Source organism: Microbispora triticiradicis, assembly GCF_005864065.1.
In the GTDB taxonomy this organism is placed as follows: Bacteria; Actinomycetota; Actinomycetes; order Streptosporangiales; family Streptosporangiaceae; genus Microbispora; species Microbispora triticiradicis.
In genome coordinates this window covers 1-21,105 of the sequence record NZ_VANP01000023.1, presented here as the reverse complement: position 1 = coordinate 21,105, position 21,105 = coordinate 1, and the positions used below count along the sequence as shown (strand labels likewise).

The window sequence follows — 21,105 nt, the reverse complement described above, 5'->3', positions numbered from 1 at the left end:
GGCGGTGTGGTCGGGCTGTGTGGTCAGGCGGCGAGGCGGCCCTGGCCGGCGGTGAGCCAGCGGACGGGGTTGTCGCGGGTGACGAGGCGGAGGGTGACGTCGTCCACCCCTGCCGCCCGCAGGGCCGGGACGACCGAGGAGAACAGCCGGCCGTACCCCTGCCCGCCGTAACCGGCGAGGTGCTCGCGCAGCCGTACGCCGCTGCTGACCAGGATGCGCTCCGCGTGACCGGCGTCGAGGAGGGTGAGCACGTCCTCCGCACCGGAGACGCTCACGTACGCGCCGGTCTCGGCGATCTTGCGCTGGGCCGGCGTGTCGGCGCCCGGGGCGCTGAGCCGCTGGGCGGGCACGTTCTGGGAGAGCAGCAGTTCCAGCAGCTCCAGCCCGCCGGCGGCCACCGGGAGGTCGGTGCGCAGCGAGGCCCGGGCGGCGGCCGTGACCGCCCGCTCCTCGGCGGGGGTGGGCGTCTCGTCCCACGACGCGGCGACGATGACGCCCGGCCGGGCGCCGGTCCCGTCCAGCCCGGCGCCGATCTCGTGGAGCAGGTCCGCGGTCAGGTCGTCGACGCCGTACCGGGTGATCGCCGCGCCGGCGAACGGCTGGGCGGCGAAGCCGGTGGCGGCGACGATCGGGACCCGCGCGCCCATGGAGATCCGGGCGAGGGACGCGGGGTCGCGGGCCATGCCGACGCAGCTGTGCTCGACGACGAGACCCAGCTCCCGGCCCCTGCCGAGATCCTTGATCTCGGCCAGCACGTACCGCTCCTCGTCCAGCCACCGGGCGGGATCGGAGTCCACGCCGATCCCCCAGCGGGTGTCGGTGCGCAGGTGCTCGTGGGGGAGCACCGGCCCGTCGATCTCAGAGACGGGAAGGGCGCCGGTGACGGTTTGGATGCGGGGGAAATATGCGCCGGACATGAACGGACATTAACTCATTTTTTGACGAAACCCTCTCTGGATCTCCAGATTCTTTACCTCTCTCGAGGTTTGGTCAGCTCATCGTCCTGCCGCCGTTGACGGCGAGGCGTTGACCCGTCACGAACCGGGCGCCGGGGGAGGCCAGGAACGCCACCGCCTCGGCGATGTCGAGCGGCACGCCCATGTGTCCCAGCGGCACGTCACGCAGATAGCCGGTGTAGTCCTCGGGCGGCACGTCCGCGTGGCGCTCCACCGGGATCCAGCCGGGCTCGACCGTGTTGACGGTGATCCCGTACGGCCCCAGCTCCCGCGCCCACGACCGGGTGAGCCCGTGCATCGCGGCCTTGGCCGAGACGTAGTGCCCGAACTCGGCGTTGCCGAGGTCGGCGACCTCGCTCCCCACGTTCACGATCCGGCCCGAGCCGGCCTCGCGCATGCCGGGCAGCACGGCCTGCAGGAGCAGCAGCGGGGCCTTGACGAAGAAGCGGAGCTGGCCGAGGTGGTCGTCCCAGGTCTGCTTCTCCACCGGCATCATCGGCTGCGGGCCGGTGGCGTTGTTCACCACGACGTCGACCCGCCCGAGCGCGGCCACGCCCTCCCGTACCGACTGCTCGTCGGTGACGTCGAACCGGGCCGGGGCCGCCGAGCCGCCGGCGGCGGTGATGCGGTCGGCGACGGCGGACGCTCCGGCGGTGTCGTTGGCGTAGTTGACGGCGACGTGCCAGCCGTCCGCGGCGAGCCGTTCCGCGATGACGGCGCCGAGCCCTCGCGAGGCGCCGGTGACAAGTGCGATTCCCATGGGAACCGTGCCTATCACACGATCTCATGGGCATGATGGGGCGCATGGATCAGATCGCCGCACTGGTCGACCGCGCCGAGATCGTGGACGTGGTGACCGCAGTCTTCGACACCGTGGACGCAAAGAACTGGCCGGTGTGCCGGGAACTGTTCGACGAGTGGGTCGACGTCGACTTCACCAGCCTGAACGGCGGGGAGCCGGCCCGGATCAGCGCCGACGCCCTCGTGGACGGCTGGCGTACCGGGCTGCACGCCCGCAAGCAGAGCTTCCACACCGTGAGCAACTTCGCGGTGACCGTGGACGGCGCCGAGGCGCACGTGACCGCGAAGGGCTACGCCTACAACGTGCTCGACGAGGGGCTCGGCGGCGGCCTGTGGGAGGTGTGGGGCGTCTACCGGCTCGGGCTCGTACGGCAGGCCGAGGGCTGGAAGGTCACGGCCCTGACGTTCGACGCCTGGCACACCCGGGGCGATGAGGCGGTGCGCGCCCACACGATGGACTGAGATCCCGCGGCCGCCGGGGGGCGAAGTGGCCGCTCACGCGATGCCGGGGCCCGCGCCTCAGCCGGGAGAGGCGCGGCCGGCCAGGAGCCCGTCCAGCCCGGTCGAGGGCGGCCGTCGCTAACCGGTGACCGCCGGGGCCTCCGTGTGCAGCCGCCGCAGGACCCGGCGGAACGCCCAGACGGACGCGAGGAACGCGATCCCGGTGATGACCGCCACGGCCGTCGTCCGCACCAGCAGGTAGGTGCCGATCGACTGGTGCAGCAGCAGCCAGATGCTCACGCTCGAGTTGACCAGCAGGACGAACGCCCACAGCAGCGTGATCCGGGCGAAGAACTGCTGGACGCGCTGGTGCCGCAGCACGAACGACGGCAGGTGGATGTAGTCGAGCGTCAGCTTCTCCACGAGGGGGCGGCGCATCCGGACGGACGCCAGCAACACCATGCTGATGACGATCGTGCCGAGTTCCGGCTGGATGAAGTAGACCACCGCGCTGCCGCTCCACAGGCCGAGCACCGTCCGTACGGTGATGGCGATTGCGGCGAAGATCATGGTGCCGGGCACCGGCTGGCGGCGCACCAGCCGCCACAGCACGCCCAGGTAGACCCAGGAGATCGCGGCCATCAGCGCGCCGCGCAGGCCGAGCACCGCGAGCGCCGCGTAGAACACGGCGAGAGGAGCCACCACGCCTTCGAGGAGCCGGGGGACCGCCTGTTTGATCAGGGCGGTGAGCCTGGGCATGGCGAAGGGCGTGTGGTTCATGACACTCCAACGGGCCGGCGGGGGAGACCGACGCTGTAGTTGGCAAACGCGCCTACCCGGACATCGCGGTCGGAAACGCCCAGGAAAGGTGTTGCATCGGTGGCTTACCGTACCTGACGGTACGGCCTTGACGGGCCGGAAGCACTGTCTGAGGTGACATCCGATACCGATGCGGCATGTCATTTGAGAGTCCGTCGACGGAACGAACGCACTGGTCATCGCTTCGTCACGCGACTCGGGCCGCTTCCCCCGTGAACACGGACGCGGGTTACGGTGACGAGATGAATACGGGATTCGGGTACTTCGCAACTCATGATGCGGTTCGTCCGGATACGCTCGCCCGCCTCGTGGAGCAGCGCGGCCACGCGGCGCTGCTGTTCACCGAACACACGCACATTCCCGTGCCACCCGGCGGCGAGGCGCCGAAGGACGAGCGGGGCGGCGAACTGCCGCGGCGCTACTGGCACACCTACGACCCGTTCGTCGCCTCGATGGCGGCCGGGGCCGCGACGACCCGGCTGCGGGTGGGCACCGGCATCTGCCTGGTGCCGGAGCACGAGCCCATCGGCCTCGCGAAGACGGTCGCGAGCGTGGACGACCTGACCGGCGGGCGCTTCGAGTTCGGCATCGGCGCGGGCTGGAACCGCGAGGAGATGCGCAACCACGGGACCGACCCGGCCCGCCGGTTCGCGCTGATGCGCGAGCGCGTGCAGGCCATGCGGGAGATCTGGACCCGCGACGAGGCGGAGTTCCACGGGGAGTTCGTGTCGTTCGACCCCGTCTGGTCCTGGCCCAAGCCGGCCCAGCGCCCGCACCCGCCGATCCTCGTGGGCGGCGTCGGGCCGCGGGTGTTCGACCGGGTCCTGGAGTACGGGGACGCCTGGCTGCCCAACTACGGCCCGGGGATTCTGGAGCGGATCCCCGAACTGTTCCGGCGGGCGGAGGAGGCGGGCCGGCGCGTCGAGGTCGTGATGCTGGCGGTCCCGGCGGACCCCGGCGCGCTGGAGCGGTGCGAGGAGGCGGGGGTCTCCCGCGTCATGGCCTGGCTGCCGTCGGCCGGCTACGACCGGGTCCAGCGGGAGATGGACGCCTTCGAGACCGCACTCGCCGAAGCGCACGGCGAGTGAGCTCGTGACCCCGGCGCGATCAGTTCAGCGTGGCGGTGGCCAGTTTGGCGCCGAAGCCCAGGAAGAGCGCGCCCACCCCGGACGTCAGCCCGGCCGCGAGCCTGCGACGGCGGCGGAAGTGCGCCGCGAGGAACGTGCCGCCGAAGATGAGGGTGGTCAGGTAGGTCACGCTGAACACCTGCACGATCAGCGCCAGGATCAGGAACGACAGCGCCGGCGCGCCGTACGACGGGTCCACGAACTGCACGAAGAAGGCCACGAAGAACAGGATCGCCTTGGGGTTGAGGAGGCTGATCGTGAGCGCCTTCCGGAACGGGTCGCGCCCCTCACCGGCCGCCCCGGCCGGGGTGGAGGACGGAGCGACGGCCGCGCCTCCCGTCGTCGTCCCGGGCGCCGTCCCGGCCGTGGTCCCGGGCGGTGAGGTTCTGGCGCGGGAGGCGCGCAGCGAGCGCCAGGCGCCGCGCAGCATGCCGAAGCCGATCCAGCCGAGGTAGACCGCGCCCGAGTACTTCACGATCGTGAACAGGACCGGCGTGGACTTGAGCAGCGACGCGACCCCGGCGGCCGACAGGAACATCAGCGCCGAGTCGCCGGCGAAGACCCCGGCGGCCGCCCGGTAGCCCCGCCGGATCCCGTGCTGGGCGGCGGTGGACAGGACGAACAGCGAGTTCGGCCCGGGCAGCAGAATGATCAGGAACGAGCCGACCACGTAGGTCCAGATGTTGGTGATGCCGAAGAACAACCCTGCCTCCGTAAAGCGAGATAAGTCAGGGTATAGGTCATCACCGTCTGTGGTCACGGCAGGATAAGACACCGAAGATCCCTATTGACCCTGTGGGTAATAAGGACAATTCTTGACTCCATGACGCTGTGGAAGCCCGATCCGACCTTCTATCCCTCGCCCCGCGACGCCGCCGAGGCGCCGCCGGAGAAGCTGGCCTACGTGGCCGCCTTCGACCGGTCGGCCCAGCGGCCCGACGCGCTCGCCGTGCTCGACACCGACCCCGCCTCTTCGGCGTACGGGACGGTGGTCGGCTGGACGGACCTGCCGCACACGGGGGACGAGCTGCACCACTTCGGCTGGAACGCCTGCAGCAGCGCCCTCTGCCCGTATGCGCCGCACCCCCACGTGGAGCGGCGCTACCTGATCGTCCCCGGCCTGCGGTCGTCGCGCATCTACGTGTACGACACCAAGGACCGGGTCAGTCCCGAGCTCGTGAAGGTCGTCGAGCCCGAGGAGCTGGGCAAGCGGGCCGGCTACTCCCGCCCGCACACCGTCCACTGCGGCCCCGAGGGGCTGTACGTCAGCGCGCTCGGCGGCTACGGCGACGACGGCCCGGGCGGCATCGCCATCCTCGACCACAACACCTTCGAGGTCCTCGGCAGGTGGGAGGTCGACCGCGGCCCGCAGTACCTCGCCTACGACTTCTGGTGGCACATCAACCACGACGTGCTGGTCACCTCCGAGTGGGGCACGCCCTCAATGATCGAGGACGGCGTGGTCGGCGAACTGCTGCTCGGCCGCAAGTACGGCCACAAGCTGCACTTCTGGGACCTGCGCAAGCGCCGGCACGTCCAGGAGGTCGACCTCGGCGACCAGCACCAGATGACGCTGGAGCTCCGCCCCGCCCACGACCCGACGAAGACGTACGGCTTCGCCGGGGTCGTCGTCAGCGTCGAGGACCTGTCGGCCTCGGTGTGGGTGTGGCACAAGGAGGGCTCCCGCTGGGCGGCGACCAAGGTCATCACGATCCCGGCCGAGCCCGCGTCGCCGGACGACCTGCCCGACGTGCTGAAGCCGTTCGGCGCGGTGCCGCCGCTCGTCACCGACATCGACCTGTCGGTGGACGACCAGCGTCTGTACGTGTCGTGCTGGGGCACCGGCGAGCTCAAGCAGTACGACGTGTCCGACCCGTTCAAGCCGGTCGAGATCGGCTCGATCCGCCTCGGCGGCATCGTGGACAGGGCCGCCCACCCCGCCGCCCCGGACGAGCGCCTCGCCGGCGGGCCGCAGATGGTCGAGGTGAGCCGCGACGGCCGCCGGGTCTACGTCACCAACTCCCTCTACGGCGCCTGGGACGACCAGTTCTACCCGGACGGGGTCGGCGCGTGGATGGCGAAGATCGACGCGGACGGCTTCACGCTCGACGAGCGGTTCTTCCCGCACGGCGACGACTTCCGCGGCCTGCGCCCGCACCAGACCCGGCTGCAGGGCGGCGACGCGTCCTCCGACTCCTACTGCTACCCGTGACGCTGACCGCGGTCATCCTGCTCGGCGCCTTTCACGGGATCAACCCCGCGATGGGCTGGCTGTTCGCCGTCGCCCGGGGACTGCAGGAGCGCAGCCGCGACCTGCTCCTGCAGTCCCTCCCGGTCATCGCGCTGGGCCACCTCGCGTCGGTGGCCCTCGTGGTGGCGGTGGTGTCCGCGACCGGGTCGCTCGTGACCGGGACGGCCCTCGCGATCGGGGCGGGGATCCTGCTCGTCGGGTTCGGGCTGTGGCACCTGCTCGCCCGGCGGCACTTCCGCTGGGTGGGCATGCGGCTGTCGCTGCCGCAACTGGCCGCCTGGTCGTTCCTGATGTCGTCGGTGCACGGCGCCGGGCTGATGCTGCTCCCCGTCCTCACCCGGATGCCCGCAGGGCACCACGGGCACGCGCTGTCCGGCGGGCTGTTCGTCGCGGGCGTGCACACGCTCGCGATGTTCCTCACGGCGACCGCGGTCGCGGTGGTCGTGTTCGAGTTCGTCGGCGTCGCCGTCCTGCGCCGGGCCTGGTTCAACCTCGACCGGATGTGGGCCTTCGCCCTGGTCGGCGCGGGCGTCTTCACCCTCGTCGCCGCCGTCTGACCGCAGGGATCGGCCCGCGTGCGCGCGCTCCCTGCCGCACGAGTGAAATTTGCAGAGATGACGGGCATGATGGACACAGCGGGCCGGCCCGCTGGAACGTGCCCGCCTGGGGCATGAGCTGGGCATAACCCGGCCTTAAGGCTGGGCCGGTTGTCCGCCGGTCGAAGACGTCACTACGCTCCCGCGGCATTCCCTCCCTCGGCGTTTCGACGCCGGAGGTCCCTTTTCCGTTCGGAGCAACCATGCAAGCGATCACGCGTGGCGTCTTCACCGTCGTGGTCCTGTCGGCCGTACTTTCCGCTCTGTTCATCGCCTGCTTCGACCCGGCCCGGGCAACCGGGACCGCCGCCCCCGCCGCGCGGAACACGCAGGTGAAGCCGCGTCTCGTCGCGCCACCCGCCGCCGCGCCGCCCGTCAGGGCGGCGGCTCCGGCACAGGTTTCGATACGGGGCGCCGCGCAGGGCGCGATGGTGCCGGTGAAGGCCGCGGCGGCCCGGCTGGAGAGCGAGTCCGTGCCCATGCCCGAGGTGACGGTCACCGTGACGGTCACCCCCAGACCCTCTCCCAAACCCTCCCCCTCGCCGCGCCCGATCAGGGTCGGGTACGTCCCCCAGCGCGGCGCGTACGGCGCCACGTCGACCGTGCACGACCTGGAGGAGAGCGGCCAGGCGAGCCGGCTGACGCACGCCGTCTACGCCTTCGCGAACATCGACCCGACGTCGCTGACCTGTCTGGCCGGTGTCACCCGGCCGCCCGCGCCCGACCCCGAGGACCCCGACCAGGGCGACGGCGCGGGTGACGCCTGGGCCGACTACCAGCGGGGTTTCACGGCGGCCGAGTCGCTGGACGGCAGGGCGGATCCGCCGGACGCCCGGCTCGCCGGCAACTTCAACCAGTTGAAGAAGCTGAAGGCCCGGCACCCCAACCTGAGGACGCTCATCTCCATCGGAGGCTGGACGTATTCCAAGTACTTCTCGGACGTCGCGCGCACCGCCGCCACCCGGCAGCGGTTCGTCAAGTCGTGCCTCGACGCGTACATCAGGGGTGACCTGCCGGGCGTGGGCAGCCGCGGCGGCCCCGGCAGCGCCGCGGGCGTCTTCGACGGCATCGACGTCGACTGGGAGTGGCCCGGCGGCGAGGGCCACCTGGGCAACCACGTCGGCGCTGAGGACAAGCGTCACCTGACGGCCCTGCTTGCGGAGTTCCGCGCGCAACTCGACGCGCTCGGCGCGGCCAACGGCCGCCGCTACCTGCTCACGGTCTACGTGCCGGCCGAGCCGGACCGCGTCAAGGCGGGCTTCGACCTGCAGAAGCTGACCGGAGTGGTCGACTTCGTCACCGTCCAGAGCGGAGGACGGCACGCCCTGCGCGAGGGCACCATCCTCCGCTGAACGCGCTCCGGCGCGGTGCCCGGGCGGGCGCCGGCCGGGGAGGAGAGATCAGCTCGTGCACGAGGCCGTGACGGCCACGTAGGCGCTCGCCGCGGTCCCGTTGACGGCCGTCACCTTGAGCAGGTCGCGGTGGAAGACGTCGGAGTCGCGGGTCAGGCTGGTCGAGATCGCCACCCCCGCCGGGGCAGTGATCTTGATGGTGTCGGCCAGCATGTGCGGCGCGTACGACGGGCAGATCGCCAGGAAGGTCCCGGTGGCGCCGGGGGCGACCCGGCCCGAGTTGGCCGTGACGCCCGTGGCCGCCAGGGCCGGGGCGGAGGCGGCGGCCAGCCCACCGGCGACGGCGGCGGCGGCGAGGGCGAGACGGATGGAGGTGCGCTTCATCATGAGAGGTGTCCTTTCTTTCCGGTCCCCTTGGGGACCGCTCTGGTGGGGAGACAGGGCTCGGGTGAGCCGTTCAGGCCGGGACCTGGTCCCGGGGCGTGGCCCGGGGGTCCGCCGGGGGTGATGCCGGGGGTGATGTCGGGGTGCGGCCGGCCCGCGGCCGGAGCACCCGGGCGAGGACGCCCGGAGACATCAGGTGCTGCGGAGGCGCCTGCAGGTTGGCGACGCTGAGGAACGCGTGCCCGACCACCGGGTCCGCCTCCGCCGCCACGTGCAGCCGGGAGATGTAGCGGTTCAGCAGCTTCGTGCGCGGGGTGCGCGGTCCCTCGACTGAGGGGAACCGCAGATCGCCGCCGACCGACATGTCCCACGGCACGTCGATGATCCGCCCGGCGCGCTCGAAGAAGCGGCGGGCCAGGCCGGCGCCCCCGCCGCCGGCCAGGCATTCGCGCAGCGCGGCGGCCTCGCAGGCGGCGACCGTCATGCCCTGCCCGTACGACGGGTTGAACTGGCACAGCGCGTCGCCGAAGACCAGGTAGCCCTCGGGGAAACGGTCCAGCCGTTCGTACCGGCGGCGGATGCTCACCGGAATGCGCATCAGCCGCGGCTCGCTGAGCGGTTCCAGGCGCTCCAGGAGGAGGTGCAGGTCCGGCACCGGGAGCCGGGCGGCGAAGCGGTGGTAGCCGTCCGGGTCGACGGGCGGCACGTCGTCGCCCATGCCGAACAGGGTGACCAGCCAGCGGTCGCCCTCCCCGCTGAGCGCGACCCCGCCCCTCGGCACCGACGCGGTGTGCCCCACGATGAGGGCGACGAACTCGGCGTCACCGGGACGGCGCCGGTACTCGCGCGAGACGTACACCAGCCGCGAGTCGACGCGCTCCTCGGGAGCGGGCTCGTACCCCAGCCGGCGCAGCCACTCGGTGCCCCGGTTGCCCCGGCCCGTGGCGTTGACCACGAGGTCCGCGGGCATTTCCTCCGGCCCGTGCCCCGCCTCATGACCGGCGCCCGCCAGCCGCACGGCGGTCACCGCGCCGCCGGAGCCGGTGACCGGTTCGACCACCTCGCGGCGTTCCAGGATCGTCACGCCGGGAAGGGCCGCGACCCGGGACAGCAGGGACGCCTCCAGCCGCGGTCTGCTCACCGTCAGGCCGCGCATCCGCGAGGGAGCGGACCGCAGCCGCCGGCCGTCGTTGTACCAGCGGACGTCGTTCTGGATGTCACAGGGGGTGGCGCCCGCGGCGATCAGGTCCGCGGTCAGCCCGGGGAACAGGTCCTCGAGGATCTCGCAGCCCCGGGACAGCAGCCCGTGGGCGTGGTGGCCCTGCGGCACCCCCCGCCGGGGGACGCCCTGGTCCGGTAGCTCGTCACGGTCGATCACCGTGACCCGGCCGAACGTCTCGGTCAGCACCCGGGCCGCCAGCAGCCCGCCGATTCCCGCCCCGGCGACGACGGCGTGCCTGTCCGGCCGGATTTCGGCCGGGGTGCGCGTCACTCGCTTGATCATGGTCTTCCTCGTCGTCAGGCCGCCCGGGTGAGGGCGGCGCCTGCTCACGAAGACGAGGATGTGCGGGCCCGCTGGGGGGCCGCTGGGAACCGGCTTTCCCAGCGGCTTTCCCAGTGGTTCCCGGCGGCCGGGAAGGCGCCGGCCGGCGGGAAGGCCCTGGTCACGGAGAGGTCCTGGCCTTCGGCGAGGCCCTGGACATCGGGAGAGCTTGGGTCGCTGGGAAGACCGTGGTCGCCGGGAGGACCGTCTTCCGCGTCACCGGGACCGGCGGCCCGGGACCAGGGTCCTGACCAACCGGCTCGTCTCCTCCCGGGACAGCTCCCGCCCGCGGGCGGCATGGCGCTCGTACTCGTGCGGCGGCAGCGCCCCGCGGACCGCGGCGGCCTCGCGCGGGCCGTCCAGCGGGTCCATCAGCTCAGGGGACACGCCTGCCCGGGCGCCGATCGCCTCCACCGCCCCCATCAGCACGGCGGCCTCCTCCGCCCGGCCGGTCAGCGCCAGCGCCCGCGCCGTGCTGTGCACCGTCACCAGCCAGAAGGAGATGTCTCCGTAGCGGTCCATGGCCGCCAGGAGGTCCCCCGCGACGGCCAGCGCCCTGTCGCCGTCCCCGCGGTCCGAAGCGGTCTTCATGTCGCACCAGGCGGCGCCGTCCGCGGCCCAGTCGTGGCCGCTGGCGTGGGCGGCGGCGATCGCCTCCTGGAAGACCGCGTCGGCGGCCGGCAGATCTCCCAGGGCCCGCAGCGCCATGCCCCGCACCATGAGCGTCTCGGCCTCCAGCCAGGACAGCGCGGTGTTCCGGGCGATCTCGACGGCCCGCCCGGTCAGGGCCGCGGCGTCGACCGGCAGGCCGGCCAGCACGCCCGTGTACGCGCCGTAGGCGGTGGCGCCCGCCTCCGTCACAGGGTCACCGGCCTCGCGGGCCTCCTCGACGGCCGCACGGGCCGCCTCGTGGGACCGCGCGGTCTGTCCGGCCAGGTAGAGCAGCGCCGTCATGGCGAAGCGGGCACGTGCGCGGACACCGGGCCCGGCCTCCGGGGCGGCCGCGAACGCCTCCGAAAGCCAGGCCAGGCCCTCCGCCACGTGGCCCATCCGGAACCAGAACCAGAAGAGCGCGCCGCCCAGCCGCAGCGCGTAGTCGCCGTCGCCCGCCGCCAGCGCGGAGGCGAACGCGGCGCGGAACTCCGGCTGGTCGCGGCTCAGCCCGTCGAGCAACGCCGCGCCCTGCGGGCCGCGCAGGTGGCGTTCGACGCTCTCGGCCCGCGCGAGCGCCCAGGTGCGATGGCGTGCCCGCGTCTCCTCCAGTTCCTCCGGGGAGAGCGCGGCCAGGGCGTACTGGCGCACGGTCTCCAGCATCCGGTAGCGGCGTGGCGTCGTACCGGGCTCGGCGGTGACCAGCGACTTGCGGACCAGCGCCGACAGCGGGGGGAGGACGGGCGCGATCCCGCCGACGGCGGCCGCCGTCTCCAGGTCGAAGCCGCCGCCGAGCACCCCGAGCCGGTGGAAGAGGAGGCGTTCGTCCGGCAGCAGCAGGTGGTCGCTCCACGCGATCGTGTCCAGCAGGGTCCGGTGGCGGTCGGGACGCCCGGCCGGCCCGCCCACGAGCAGGGTGAAGCGGTCCTCCAGCGCGTCGGCGATCTGGTCCACGGACAGCGTGCGGCACTGCGCGGCGGCGAGCTCGATGGCCAGCGGGATCCCGTCGAGCCCCGCGCACAGGGCGGTGATCCTGTCCCTGTCGTCCGGCCCCGTCGTCCAGCCGGGAACGGCGGCGGACGCACGGCTGAGGAAGAGGTCGGCGGCCTCCGTGGCGGCGTCCAGAGGCGGCACCTCGTAGACCGCCTCACCGGTGAGGCCCAGAGCCTCGCGGCTCGTGCCGAGGATCCGTACGGCTCCGCAACGGGTCAGCAGGGTGTGGGCCAGCGTCGCGACCGGAGTCAGCAGGTGCTCGCAGTTGTCGAGGACGAGCAGCGCGTCGCGCCCGGCGAGCATCGCGGCCAGCTGCTCGGCGGACGACGCGGCGGGCAGGCCAAGAGTGGTCGCGACGGTCGCCGCCAGCAGATCGGGGGCGCGCAGCGCGCCCAGCTCCACGAGCCAGGGCCCGTCGCCGCCGTCGCGGGTGCCGTTGTGGGCGCGGGCGCGGGCGACCTCCAGGGCCAGCCGGGTCTTGCCCACCCCTCCCGGCCCGGTGAGCGTGACGAGCCGGTGCTCCTCCAGCAGGCCGGCGACGGCCGCGAGGTCGGTGTGGCGGCCGACGAATCCGGACAGCGCGAACGGCAGGTTGCCCGAGGACGGCGGGGGCTCCGCGACCCGCGGGGACCGCGCGGGGCCGGACCGCGCGGGGCCGGACCGCGCGGGCGGCGGGGCCAGCCGGGGGTCCTGGGCGAGCACGGCCGCCTCCAGGTCGCGCAGGCCGCGGCCGGGCTCGACGCCCAGCTCGTCCGCCAGCCGCCGGCGAACCCTCCGCAGCGCGGCGAGGGCCTCGGCCTGCCGTCCCGACCGGTAGAGGGCGAGGGCGAGCAGCTCCCAGCCGCGTTCCCGCAGCGGCTGCTCGGAGACCAGCGCCTCCAGCTCGCCCACGGCGGCGACGTGCCGCCCCGACGCGACGACGGCGGCGAGCCGGTCCTCGCGCACGGCGGCCCGCAGCTCCTCCAGCCGGGTCGCGTCGGGCACCGCGAACGCGGCCTCGGCCACCTCCGCGTAGGCGGGGCCACGCCAGAGCGCGAGCGCCTGCCCGAGCAGCTCCGCGGCGTGGTCCGGCTCGCCGTCCTCCAGCGCGCGCCGGCCGCGCGCGGCCAGGTCCGTGAAGCGCTCGGCGTCGACCATGGCCGGGGCGGCACGCAGGGCGTATCCGGCTCCTTCGCGCACCAGCAGCCGGGCCGGGGCGCCGGACGCCCGCTCCGGCTCCAGCGCCCTGCGCAGGTCGGCGACGTATCCGTGCAGGGTCGTCATGGAGGGCGGCCGGGAGTCCTCCCACACGTCCGTGAGGATCCGCTCCGCGGAGACGTTCCTGCCCCGCGCGATCAGCAGCATCGCCAGCACGGCCCGCTGCCGGGGACCGCCGAGGTGCGCCGGGCGTCCGTCCACCTCCGCGCGCAGCGTGCCGAGCACCCCGAACCGCACGCTCTCGGCGACGCTCACCGCCGGGCCCTCCCCGGTTCACCGGCCGGGACGTGTATCCCCGAGCGCGACGGCGGCGGCGCGCCTCCGCGGGACACCCGGGGGACCGTCGTCCGAGGGACGTGAGGGCAGCCGTCTAACGGCACCGGTTCGGCCATGAGGCAATAATGCCGCGAACGTGATCACAGGACACTCCCTTGATCGGTCGATGCTTGTCGCCGCCGTCCGTGCTCCTGTGGCAGGTATGGCGCGGCGGGGGAGATGTCCGCTTAACGGACGAACAGCCCGTCCTTAACGCCCGCATAACGCGCCCGTGGCCTCGACCCCGGCCTGACAGTCTCCGTTAGGAACGCTGTCGAATTGGGTCTTGTGGACCCGCGACCACGAGGCTACGATCCGTACAACTCTTAGGAAACTTTCCTAAAAGAGCGCCCCCGGGAGCCGACATGGCCTCTTCCCATCCCTGACGTCTCCTCCTCTTCGCGTCCCGTCGCGCTCCCGGCTTCCGTACGGCCGGTGTCCCCCGATCGGCCGCCTCCGTCAGGCGCCGGTCGTACGGAGCTCCGCCAACCTCCCGTTCACCCCCCACAGAGGTTGTGACCATGCAGATCACGAATCCGCGCCGCGCGTCCTCCACGACCCTCGCCCCGCACCCGGGACGGCGCGCATGAGAAAGCTCGTCGGCATCGCCACGGCGGCGTCCCTCGCCTTCGCCGCCCTGCTCACCGGCACCTTCACCGGAACGGCCCGGGCCGCGAACATCGCCGCCAATCCGGGCTTCGAGTCGGGCCTGTCGGGCTGGACGTGCGCGCCGACGGCGCAGGTGGTGTCGAGTCCGGTGCACGGCGGGTCGAAGGCGCTGTCGGCGACGCCGGCCGGCAACGACTACGCCCGGTGTCAGCAGACGATCGCGGTGAGGCCGTCCACGACGTACGCGTTGTCGGCCTGGGTCCAGGGCAACTACGTGTTCCTGGGCGCGACCGGCGCCGCCGTCGAAGTCCAGACATGGGGCGCGCCCGGGGCGGCGTGGTCGCGCCTGGCCACGTCCTTCACCACGGGATCCGCCACGACGAGCGTGACGGTCTACCTCAACGGCTGGTACGGCCAGGGCACCTACTACGCGGACGACGTCGTCCTCGACGGCCCGGGCACCGCGCCCTCGCCGTCCCCGTCGGCCTCGGCCAGTCCGTCGCGGTCGCCCTCGCCCTCGCCGAGCGCGAGCCCGTCGCCCTCCGGGCCGCCGCCCGACCCGGGCGCCATCACCTTCGCGCCGTACGTCGACATCACGATGACCACGCCGTCGCTGGTCAGCGCGTACACGGCGACCGGGGTGAAGAACTACACCCTCGCCTTCGCGCTGGGGGACAGCACGGGCTGCAACCCGGCCTGGGGCGGCACGATCCCGATCGGCGACGCGCGGATCGTGGGCGACGTCAAGGCCCTGCAGGCCAGGGGCGGCCAGGTGATCGTGGCCACCGGAGGCGCCGTGGGGCCCTACCTGGAGCACACCTGCGGCACCTCGGCGGCGCTGCTCGCGGCGTACAAGAAGGTGCTGGACACGGTCGGCACCAACTACCTCGACGTGGACGTCGAGGCGGCCATCGACGCCGGCAAGGTCAACACGGCGCTCAGGCAGTTGCAGGCCGAGCGGGGCACCGTGATCAGCTACACGCTGCGGGTGCAGGGCCAGGACTACGGCGTCGATCCGTTCTCGGTGCAGATCCTCCAGGACGCGGCGGCCAAGGGCCTGAACGTCCTGGTCAACCCGATGCTGATGGACTTCGGCTACTCCGGCTCCTGGGGCGCCGCGATGGTCGGGGCGGCGAACGCCACCGTGGCCCAGATGAAGCAGATCTGGCCGTCGAAGACCGACGCGCAGATCAAGCGGATGCTCGGCCTCACCCCGATGATCGGCAAGAACGACACGGGCCAGGTGACCTACCAGGCCGACGCCCGCACGCTCCTGTCGTACGCGCAGGCGAACCACGTGGGACGGATCGGCTTCTGGTCGGTGGGCCGGGACAACGGCGGCTGCCCGAACGGCACCCTCTCGCCCACCTGCAGCGGCGTCTCCCAGTCCGCCTACGAGTTCACGAACATCTTCAAGGCCTTCACGGGCTGAGCCCTCCTCGATCCCCCCACTCACCCCCCAACCCACCTTGCGAGGAAGAATGCAGCTTCGCCTCCGTACGGGCCGGCACGTCAGGGCCGCGCTCGCCCTGGTCGCCTCCCTCCTCCTGGCGGTCGCCGGACTGGTCGCGGGAACCACCGCCTCCGCCTCGGCGGCCCCGAGCGGCCTGGTCGTGCTGGCCTACCCCGCCTGGGCCCCGAACACCTGGTACGCCATCGGCGCCCGCGTCACCTACCAGGGCGTCGACTACGAGTGCATCCAGGCGCACACCTCCCTGACCGGCTGGGAGCCGCCGATCGTCCCGGCGCTGTGGAAGCCGGTCGGCGGCGGCACGCCATCGCAGAGTCCCTCGCCGACGCCGCCGTCGGGCGCGCCGGGCAAGCCGGGCAACCCGTCCGTGACCGGCACCGGCAGTTCGTCGATCTCGCTGTCCTGGTCGGCGTCGAGCGGCACGGTGACCGGATACCGCGTCTACGAGGGCACGTCGGTCCGGGCGACCGTCAGCGGCACCAGCGCCACGATCTCCGGCCTCGGCACCTGCACCACCCACACGTACACGGTCAAGGCGTACAACAACAACGGCGAGTCCGCGGCGAGCGCGTCGGTGACCGGCACCACCACGGGCTGCCCCGCGAGCGGCGGCAAGCTTCCCGGCGCGCCCTACCTGTACGAGGGCTGGGGCAACCCGCCGAACCCGGCCACCGTCATGAGCGCCACCGGGGTCAAGCAGTTCACGATGGCCTTCATGCTCTCCGGCGGCGGCTGCGTCCCGGCGTGGGACGGCTCGCGCCCGCTGTCCGGCAGCGCCGACGCCACCGCGATCTCGCAGATCAAGGCGGCCGGCGGCAACGTCCAGATCTCCTTCGGCGGTTGGCAGGGCAACAAGCTCGGCCCGAACTGCTCCAGCTCGTCCGCCTTCGCCTCGGCGGTCCAGCAGGTGATCAACGCGTACAACCCCGCCGCAGTCGACTTCGACATCGAGAACATCGACGAGTTCGAGAACGAGGCCGTCCAGGACCGCATCCTCGGCGGGCTCAAGATCGTCAAGCAGAACAACCCGAACGTCAAGGTGGTCGTCACCTTCGGCACCAGCACGACCGGCCCGAGCTGGTGGGGCACGCGGCTCATCAACCAGTCCAAGGCGCTCGGCGTGAACATCGACAACTACACGATCATGCCGTTCGACTTCGGCGGCGGCGCGAACATGTACCAGAACACCGTCAACGCGGCCGAGGGCCTGAAGAACGCGCTCAAGTCGGCCTGGGGCTGGAGCGACGCCCAGGCGTACGCCCGCATGGGCATCTCCGGCATGAACGGCCTGTCCGACCAGCAGGAGCTGACCTCGGTGTCCACCTGGACCCAGATCCGCGACTACGCCAAGTCGAAGGGCCTGGGCCGGCTCGCCTTCTGGTCGGTCAACCGCGACCGCGGCTGCCCGGGCGGCGGCGTGGTGTCGAACTGCAGCGGCATCGCGCAGAGCGACTGGGACTTCACCCGGGTCACCGCGGGCTTCTGACCCCGGCGACCGGGAGAAGCAGGCCCTGGTGAAAGGGGCCGGGCCCGGCACACCGGGCCCGGCCCCCGCCACGGCCGCTCGAGAGGGCCGCTCGACAGGGCCGTTCGAGAGGGCCGCTCGACACGACCACGCAACCCGCGACCCCATCGGCCGCGCGCCCTGGGAGACCGGGCGCTCCTCGGCAGGCGGCCGGCGCCGCGAGCCCGACACCCCCTACGCGTCGCGCCGGTCGCCCCCGTGTGTGGGGGCCAGCAGGCCGATCAACATCCCGACGATCACGGCCATGACAAGAGTGATCCAGAGGCGAATCTTCATCGAGGTCTCCTGAATGCTACGCTCCGTGCTCACAGTACCCCGAAAGGTGACGTAGCGCGACGGTCGGGCGACCGAATACGCCCTTGAGTCGCGGGTTTTGCCGTTCGTCGGGCAGGCTTGGCACCGTCATGGAATACGCGATCCCCACCAGCATCGTCCTCGCCGCCGGCGTCGTACTGGCGCTCGTCGCCCAGTGGAAGGGCTGGCGGCCGTCTCTGGCCGTCACGCTGACGCTCGGCATCGCCGTACGTGTGCTGATCATGATTCTCGCGGCGAAGGACACCAGGTTCCAGCCGGTCGACTACGTCAACAGCTTCCAGCCCGCGGGCCGGGCGATCGTGGACGGCCGCGACCCGGTGCTCGAAAGCAACGGCGGCTGGCACTTCCTGCCGATGATCCCCTACCTGTACGGCCTGCTGCTGTGGCTGGGCGTCACCTGGGACTACGCCGGCCGGATCGTCACGGTCGTCTCCGACATCGTGCTGATCCCGCTGGTCGGCAGGCTGGCCGGGGGGCGGACCGCGAAACTGCGCGCCTTCCAGTACGCCTGCAGCCCCCTCGCGATCCTCGTCGCCTCCGTACACGGCCAGGTCGAGCCGGTGTCGCTGGTCTTCGGCGTCGCGGCGTACGTCGTGGCGCGCGGCCCGGGCGAGTGGCGGCGGCCGGAGCCGCTGCCGTGGGCCCGCCTGCGGATCGCGGACCGCGCACTGCCGCTGCCGTGGATCCCGCCGGGGGAGATCGTCCGGAGGCTCGTCCGCCCGTCGGAGGAGGACCGCGCGGCGATGTGGCGGGCGGCCTGGGCGGGCGTGCTCATGGGCCTCGCGCTGTGCGCGAAGAGCTGGCCGGTGATCCTCGTCCCGGCGATGCTGATGTTCCTGCCGGGGCTGCGCAGCCGGCTGGTCTCGCTGGTCGCCGTCGCCGTCCCGCCGGTGTTCTTCCTGCTGACGCTCCCGATCGGCGGCTGGACGGAGTGGCGGCAGCTACCGGAGGTGCTGAACACCATCGGCCTGCGGCCCAGCGACGTCCGCCCGATCACCGGAGACTGGGGCTGGACCGCGCTGGTCAGCGGCGGCAACTGGAACCTCGACCCGACTCCGGCGCGGATCGGCCAGTACCTCATCTACGCCTCGATCGTCGCCTGCCTCGTCTGGTGGCGCAGGGCCGACCCCGTCGACGTCACGATCGCCATCCTGCTGTCGTTCATGATCTTCACGCCGCGCCTCGGCGCGCAGTACCTGCTGTGGTTCATGCCGTTCCTGGTCGCCCGGCCCACCCGCTGGGCCTGGCCGGCGATCCTCGGCAGCACGCTGTGGGCCGCGGCCGGATACATCGTGCTCACCCAGTTCCACGGGCCCGCGTGGATGGAACTGCACGCGCCGTGGGCGATCAGTTCGCTGCTGGTCTTCCCGCTGCTGGCGGCGGCCATCCCGTGGAAGCGCAGGAACGCCGAGGGCGCGCCGTTGCCCTCGCCGGACGGGAGAGCGCGCGTACAGGCCGTCTGAGCCCGGCCGGTCGGGTTCGGTCTCGCGAAGGTCGCTCAGGTCACGATGAGCCGGACCAGGTGACCATGGCTCTTGTAACCGGGCGGATCGCCGTCGAGCCGCCCGGTCACGCACTCGAAGACGCCCGGCCCCGCCTCCCGTACGAAGAAGGCGGTCTCGGCGATCGACGACAGCAGGCGGATCACGTCGCGGTGCACGTGGACGCCCTCCCTGTCGCCGGCCAGCGAGACCGTCACCTCGTACACGCCGTCGTCGAGCAGACGTTCACCGGTGAGCAGCCACTCCGAGCCGCACGCCCGGCGCAGATGGGGGAGCAGGTGCGCCTCGGGCTCCTCGGTGACCCACCCGTCCCTCCCCATCGCGTCGAGCAGGGCCCGCACCTGTGGCTCCATCGCCGAGGCGTCCGTGATCCCGGTCAGCCGCTCGTCGTCGTCCCATCGCCGCATGACCAGACCCTAAGCCGGAGCACCCCGCCGTACCCCTGCCGCACCCTGCGGAACCGCTCCGTGTCGGGGAGCGCCGGGCCCGTGGCCGGCCGGAGAGCCGTCAGTGATCGCCGGACTGCTCCGAGCGCGTTCCAGGGCGCGGGTCGGGGTGCGTATTGGGACGCGTATCGGGGCGGGGTTGCGAAGACCCTTCCGGCAGCCGCCCGGAGATGAGTGCGGCGGTCCAGGCGCCGTCCGGATCGCTGTCGACGAGCAGAGCGCGGACGAGCAGGCTCAGCGGAATCGCGAGCAGGGCGCCCAGCGGGCCCAGCACCCATCCCCAGACGATCAGCGAGAGGAACGTGGCCGTCGTGGACAGGCCCACGGCGTCCCCCAGGAACTTCGGCTGGATGAACGACTGGATCACCACGTTGATCGCCATGTAGGCCGCGATCACCAGCAGCATCGTCTTGGGCCCGCCCTCCAGCAGTCCGAGCAGCGCCGGGGGGATGAGGCCGAGGATGAATCCGATGTTGGGGATGTAATTGGTGATCAGGGCCAGGACGCCCCACAGCAGTGGGAGCGGCACGTCCAGGATGTACAGCGCGGTCACGTCGAGGACCGAGCAGATCAGGCCGAAGACCGTCGAGACGATCAGATAGCGGCGGGTCTTGGAGCTGAACGTCTTGAGAGCGTTGGTGAGCGCCGGCCGCTCGGTGGAGGCGGCGTCGACGATCCGCGTGATGACGGGGGCGTCCAGGCTCATGGCCAGGAGCAGGACGACGATGAGGAACAGGCTCGACAACACGCCGAGGAGACTGCTCAGCAGACTCTGGGCGACGCCGATCAGCTTGCCGGGATCGAGCGACGACAGGGCCTTGTTGAGCTGGTCGCTGCCGTAACCGAGGCCGGCGGCCCAGTGCTGCAGGTCGGTGACCATGGCGTTGAACTGGACCGTGTAGGTCGGCGCCAGGATGGCGAGTTGCGCGGCGGCGATGCTGAGCACCGCGACCATGCCGAGCAGGACCAGCAGCACCAGCGCCAGGGGTACGGCCACCTGCAGCCACACCGGGGCCCGGCGGCGGACAAGCCACCCGCGCACCGGGGAGACGGCGATGACGAGCGTCAGCGCCAGGACGACCGGGCCGACGATCGAACCCACCGCCTGGACACCGGCGAGGGTGATGACCGCGGCCGCGGTACCGACCAGCACGATCAGGGCACGAGGGAATCCCTGTCGAATCACGTCCGGCTCCTACCCCTTCTTCGCCACCCAAGGTGGACCAGTCCTAGCACGCCCCTGTCTCTGCCCCTGCGCGTGTACGCGACTCGTGACGGGAATGAAGCCGGGCGGCACGTCGTTCACCCGGGGCCCGCGGCTCCGCGGAACTTCCCTCCCAGCACTGAGCTGGGAACAGATCCGTGCGCGAGTGCGTTGGACGCGAACCGGGCCAAGACGGTGACAGGGCCTGGTAATCTTGTGATGTCGGCGCGGTCCGGCGCACTCCTCTTCGATCACCTGGGTGGTTGTGTTGTGTGTGCGCGGCCGGTTGGTCGGCGTCTCCTGTGGCTTCTGGGTCTTCGAACCGGTGGTTTTGCGTCGGGGTGAGGGTTCGGGTAAGTTAGAGGGGTTGCCCCGGAAACGGGGCGGTCGAATTCCTGTCGGTTGGCGGGTTTCGGGTCAAGTCGGTTCTGAACAGGGCGGATTTGACACGGAATGGCCGGTCGGGAAGGATTAAGACCACAAGCGAAACGAAACGCCCCGGAGCGTGGGACCTGGTTCAAGGGTTCTGGGTGATGGTGGTCGCGTCCGTTTCTTGAGAACTCAACAGTGTGCTAAAAGCCAGTGCATGAATCATGCATGACCCCGT

17 protein-coding genes are annotated in these 21,105 nt (G+C 71.9%); 8 read left to right on the top strand and 9 right to left on the bottom strand.

Translation table 11 applies throughout. The features are described 5' to 3' along the window. Positions 1–23: 23 nt before the first annotated feature. Entirely contained in the window at positions 24–917 is an 894-nt protein-coding gene (locus FED44_RS33990; protein WP_138463235.1) for a phosphotriesterase family protein, read from the bottom strand. Positions 918–990: 73 nt separating this feature from the next. Next, the gene (locus tag FED44_RS33985) at positions 991–1,716 is read right to left on the bottom strand and encodes an SDR family oxidoreductase (protein ID WP_138463234.1); all 726 of its coding nucleotides are present in this window, start codon (positions 1,714–1,716) and stop codon (positions 991–993) included. A 44-nt stretch (positions 1,717–1,760) separates the two neighbouring features. Between FED44_RS33985 and FED44_RS33980 the strand changes: the two genes are divergently transcribed. Next, on the top strand, positions 1,761–2,219 hold the full coding sequence (locus FED44_RS33980; RefSeq protein ID WP_167521665.1) for a nuclear transport factor 2 family protein: 459 nt from the start codon (positions 1,761–1,763) through the stop codon (positions 2,217–2,219). A gap of 117 nt (positions 2,220–2,336) precedes the next feature. On the opposite strand, the gene FED44_RS33975 is transcribed toward FED44_RS33980, so the two are convergent. After that, positions 2,337–2,978, bottom strand: a complete 642-nt coding sequence (locus FED44_RS33975; protein WP_138463232.1) for a VC0807 family protein — start codon at positions 2,976–2,978, stop codon at positions 2,337–2,339. 281 nt (positions 2,979–3,259) lie between these two features. Between FED44_RS33975 and FED44_RS33970 the strand changes: the two genes are divergently transcribed. Then, positions 3,260–4,105: an LLM class F420-dependent oxidoreductase gene (locus FED44_RS33970; protein WP_138463231.1), complete on the top strand. Its 846-nt coding sequence runs from the start codon at positions 3,260–3,262 to the stop codon at positions 4,103–4,105. A 19-nt stretch (positions 4,106–4,124) separates the two neighbouring features. On the opposite strand, the gene leuE is transcribed toward FED44_RS33970, so the two are convergent. Next, positions 4,125–4,847 carry a leucine efflux protein LeuE gene (gene leuE / locus FED44_RS33965; RefSeq protein WP_111701923.1) on the bottom strand — a complete coding sequence of 241 codons (723 nt, stop codon included), beginning with the start codon at positions 4,845–4,847 and terminating at the stop codon, positions 4,125–4,127. A gap of 120 nt (positions 4,848–4,967) precedes the next feature. On the opposite strand from leuE, the gene FED44_RS33960 reads away from it, so the two are divergent. From FED44_RS33960 to FED44_RS33950, 3 genes are all read left to right on the top strand, one after another. Continuing rightward, positions 4,968–6,356, top strand: a complete 1,389-nt coding sequence (locus tag FED44_RS33960; protein WP_138463230.1) for a selenium-binding protein SBP56-related protein — start codon at positions 4,968–4,970, stop codon at positions 6,354–6,356. Next, positions 6,353–6,952: a hypothetical protein gene (locus tag FED44_RS33955; protein ID WP_138463229.1), complete on the top strand. Its 600-nt coding sequence runs from the start codon at positions 6,353–6,355 to the stop codon at positions 6,950–6,952. The genes FED44_RS33960 and FED44_RS33955 overlap by 4 nt, the downstream gene beginning before the upstream one ends. A 242-nt stretch (positions 6,953–7,194) precedes the next feature. Beyond that, positions 7,195–8,343, top strand: coding sequence for a glycoside hydrolase family 18 protein (locus FED44_RS33950; protein ID WP_138463228.1), 1,149 nt, complete (start codon positions 7,195–7,197; stop codon positions 8,341–8,343). A 48-nt stretch (positions 8,344–8,391) separates the two neighbouring features. Here FED44_RS33950 and FED44_RS33945 read toward each other — a convergent pair whose 3' ends face one another. From FED44_RS33945 to FED44_RS33935, 3 genes are all read right to left on the bottom strand, one after another. Next, positions 8,392–8,730, bottom strand: a complete 339-nt coding sequence (locus tag FED44_RS33945) for a hypothetical protein (protein ID WP_138463227.1) — start codon at positions 8,728–8,730, stop codon at positions 8,392–8,394. 70 nt (positions 8,731–8,800) lie between these two features. Continuing rightward, positions 8,801–10,231: an NAD(P)/FAD-dependent oxidoreductase gene (locus FED44_RS33940; RefSeq protein ID WP_187406078.1), complete on the bottom strand. Its 1,431-nt coding sequence runs from the start codon at positions 10,229–10,231 to the stop codon at positions 8,801–8,803. Between the two features lie 255 nt (positions 10,232–10,486). After that, complete coding sequence (locus FED44_RS33935) at positions 10,487–13,366, bottom strand: AfsR/SARP family transcriptional regulator (RefSeq protein ID WP_138463226.1); 2,880 nt, start codon at positions 13,364–13,366, stop codon at positions 10,487–10,489. 646 nt (positions 13,367–14,012) lie between these two features. Between FED44_RS33935 and FED44_RS33930 the strand changes: the two genes are divergently transcribed. From FED44_RS33930 to FED44_RS33920, 3 genes are all read left to right on the top strand, one after another. Continuing rightward, positions 14,013–15,467, top strand: coding sequence for a carbohydrate binding domain-containing protein (locus FED44_RS33930; protein WP_138463225.1), 1,455 nt, complete (start codon positions 14,013–14,015; stop codon positions 15,465–15,467). Between the two features lie 49 nt (positions 15,468–15,516). Continuing rightward, a complete protein-coding gene (locus FED44_RS33925) occupies positions 15,517–16,992 on the top strand; it encodes a carbohydrate-binding protein (RefSeq protein WP_138463224.1) in 1,476 nt (491 codons plus the stop codon). A 443-nt stretch (positions 16,993–17,435) separates the two neighbouring features. After that, the gene (locus FED44_RS33920) at positions 17,436–18,809 is read left to right on the top strand and encodes a hypothetical protein (protein ID WP_138463223.1); all 1,374 of its coding nucleotides are present in this window, start codon (positions 17,436–17,438) and stop codon (positions 18,807–18,809) included. A 35-nt stretch (positions 18,810–18,844) separates the two neighbouring features. Here the strand turns inward: FED44_RS33920 and FED44_RS33915 are convergent, their stop codons facing one another. Next, complete coding sequence (locus FED44_RS33915; protein ID WP_117409155.1) at positions 18,845–19,255, bottom strand: hypothetical protein; 411 nt, start codon at positions 19,253–19,255, stop codon at positions 18,845–18,847. 100 nt (positions 19,256–19,355) lie between these two features. Continuing rightward, a complete protein-coding gene (locus tag FED44_RS33910; protein ID WP_138463222.1) occupies positions 19,356–20,480 on the bottom strand; it encodes an AI-2E family transporter in 1,125 nt (374 codons plus the stop codon). Between the last annotated feature and the right edge of the window lie 625 nt (positions 20,481–21,105).

What these genes read in the sequence shown, in the direction of transcription:
- FED44_RS33930 (WP_138463225.1), top strand. Translation starts at nt 14,013, where the DNA reads ATGAGAAAGCTCGTCGGCATCGCCACGGCGGCGTCCCTCGCCTTCGCC.
- FED44_RS33980 (WP_167521665.1), top strand. Translation starts at nt 1,761, where the DNA reads ATGGATCAGATCGCCGCACTGGTCGACCGCGCCGAGATCGTGGACGTG.
- FED44_RS33970 (WP_138463231.1), top strand. Translation starts at nt 3,260, where the DNA reads ATGAATACGGGATTCGGGTACTTCGCAACTCATGATGCGGTTCGTCCG.
- FED44_RS33985 (WP_138463234.1), bottom strand. Translation starts at nt 1,716, where the DNA reads ATGGGAATCGCACTTGTCACCGGCGCCTCGCGAGGGCTCGGCGCCGTC.
- FED44_RS33920 (WP_138463223.1), top strand. Translation starts at nt 17,436, where the DNA reads ATGGAATACGCGATCCCCACCAGCATCGTCCTCGCCGCCGGCGTCGTA.
- FED44_RS33945 (WP_138463227.1), bottom strand. Translation starts at nt 8,730, where the DNA reads ATGATGAAGCGCACCTCCATCCGTCTCGCCCTCGCCGCCGCCGCCGTC.
- FED44_RS33960 (WP_138463230.1), top strand. Translation starts at nt 4,968, where the DNA reads ATGACGCTGTGGAAGCCCGATCCGACCTTCTATCCCTCGCCCCGCGAC.
- FED44_RS33950 (WP_138463228.1), top strand. Translation starts at nt 7,195, where the DNA reads ATGCAAGCGATCACGCGTGGCGTCTTCACCGTCGTGGTCCTGTCGGCC.
- FED44_RS33940 (WP_187406078.1), bottom strand. Translation starts at nt 10,231, where the DNA reads ATGATCAAGCGAGTGACGCGCACCCCGGCCGAAATCCGGCCGGACAGG.
- FED44_RS33925 (WP_138463224.1), top strand. Translation starts at nt 15,517, where the DNA reads ATGCAGCTTCGCCTCCGTACGGGCCGGCACGTCAGGGCCGCGCTCGCC.
- FED44_RS33915 (WP_117409155.1), bottom strand. Translation starts at nt 19,255, where the DNA reads ATGCGGCGATGGGACGACGACGAGCGGCTGACCGGGATCACGGACGCC.
- FED44_RS33990 (WP_138463235.1), bottom strand. Translation starts at nt 917, where the DNA reads ATGTCCGGCGCATATTTCCCCCGCATCCAAACCGTCACCGGCGCCCTT.
- FED44_RS33975 (WP_138463232.1), bottom strand. Translation starts at nt 2,978, where the DNA reads ATGAACCACACGCCCTTCGCCATGCCCAGGCTCACCGCCCTGATCAAA.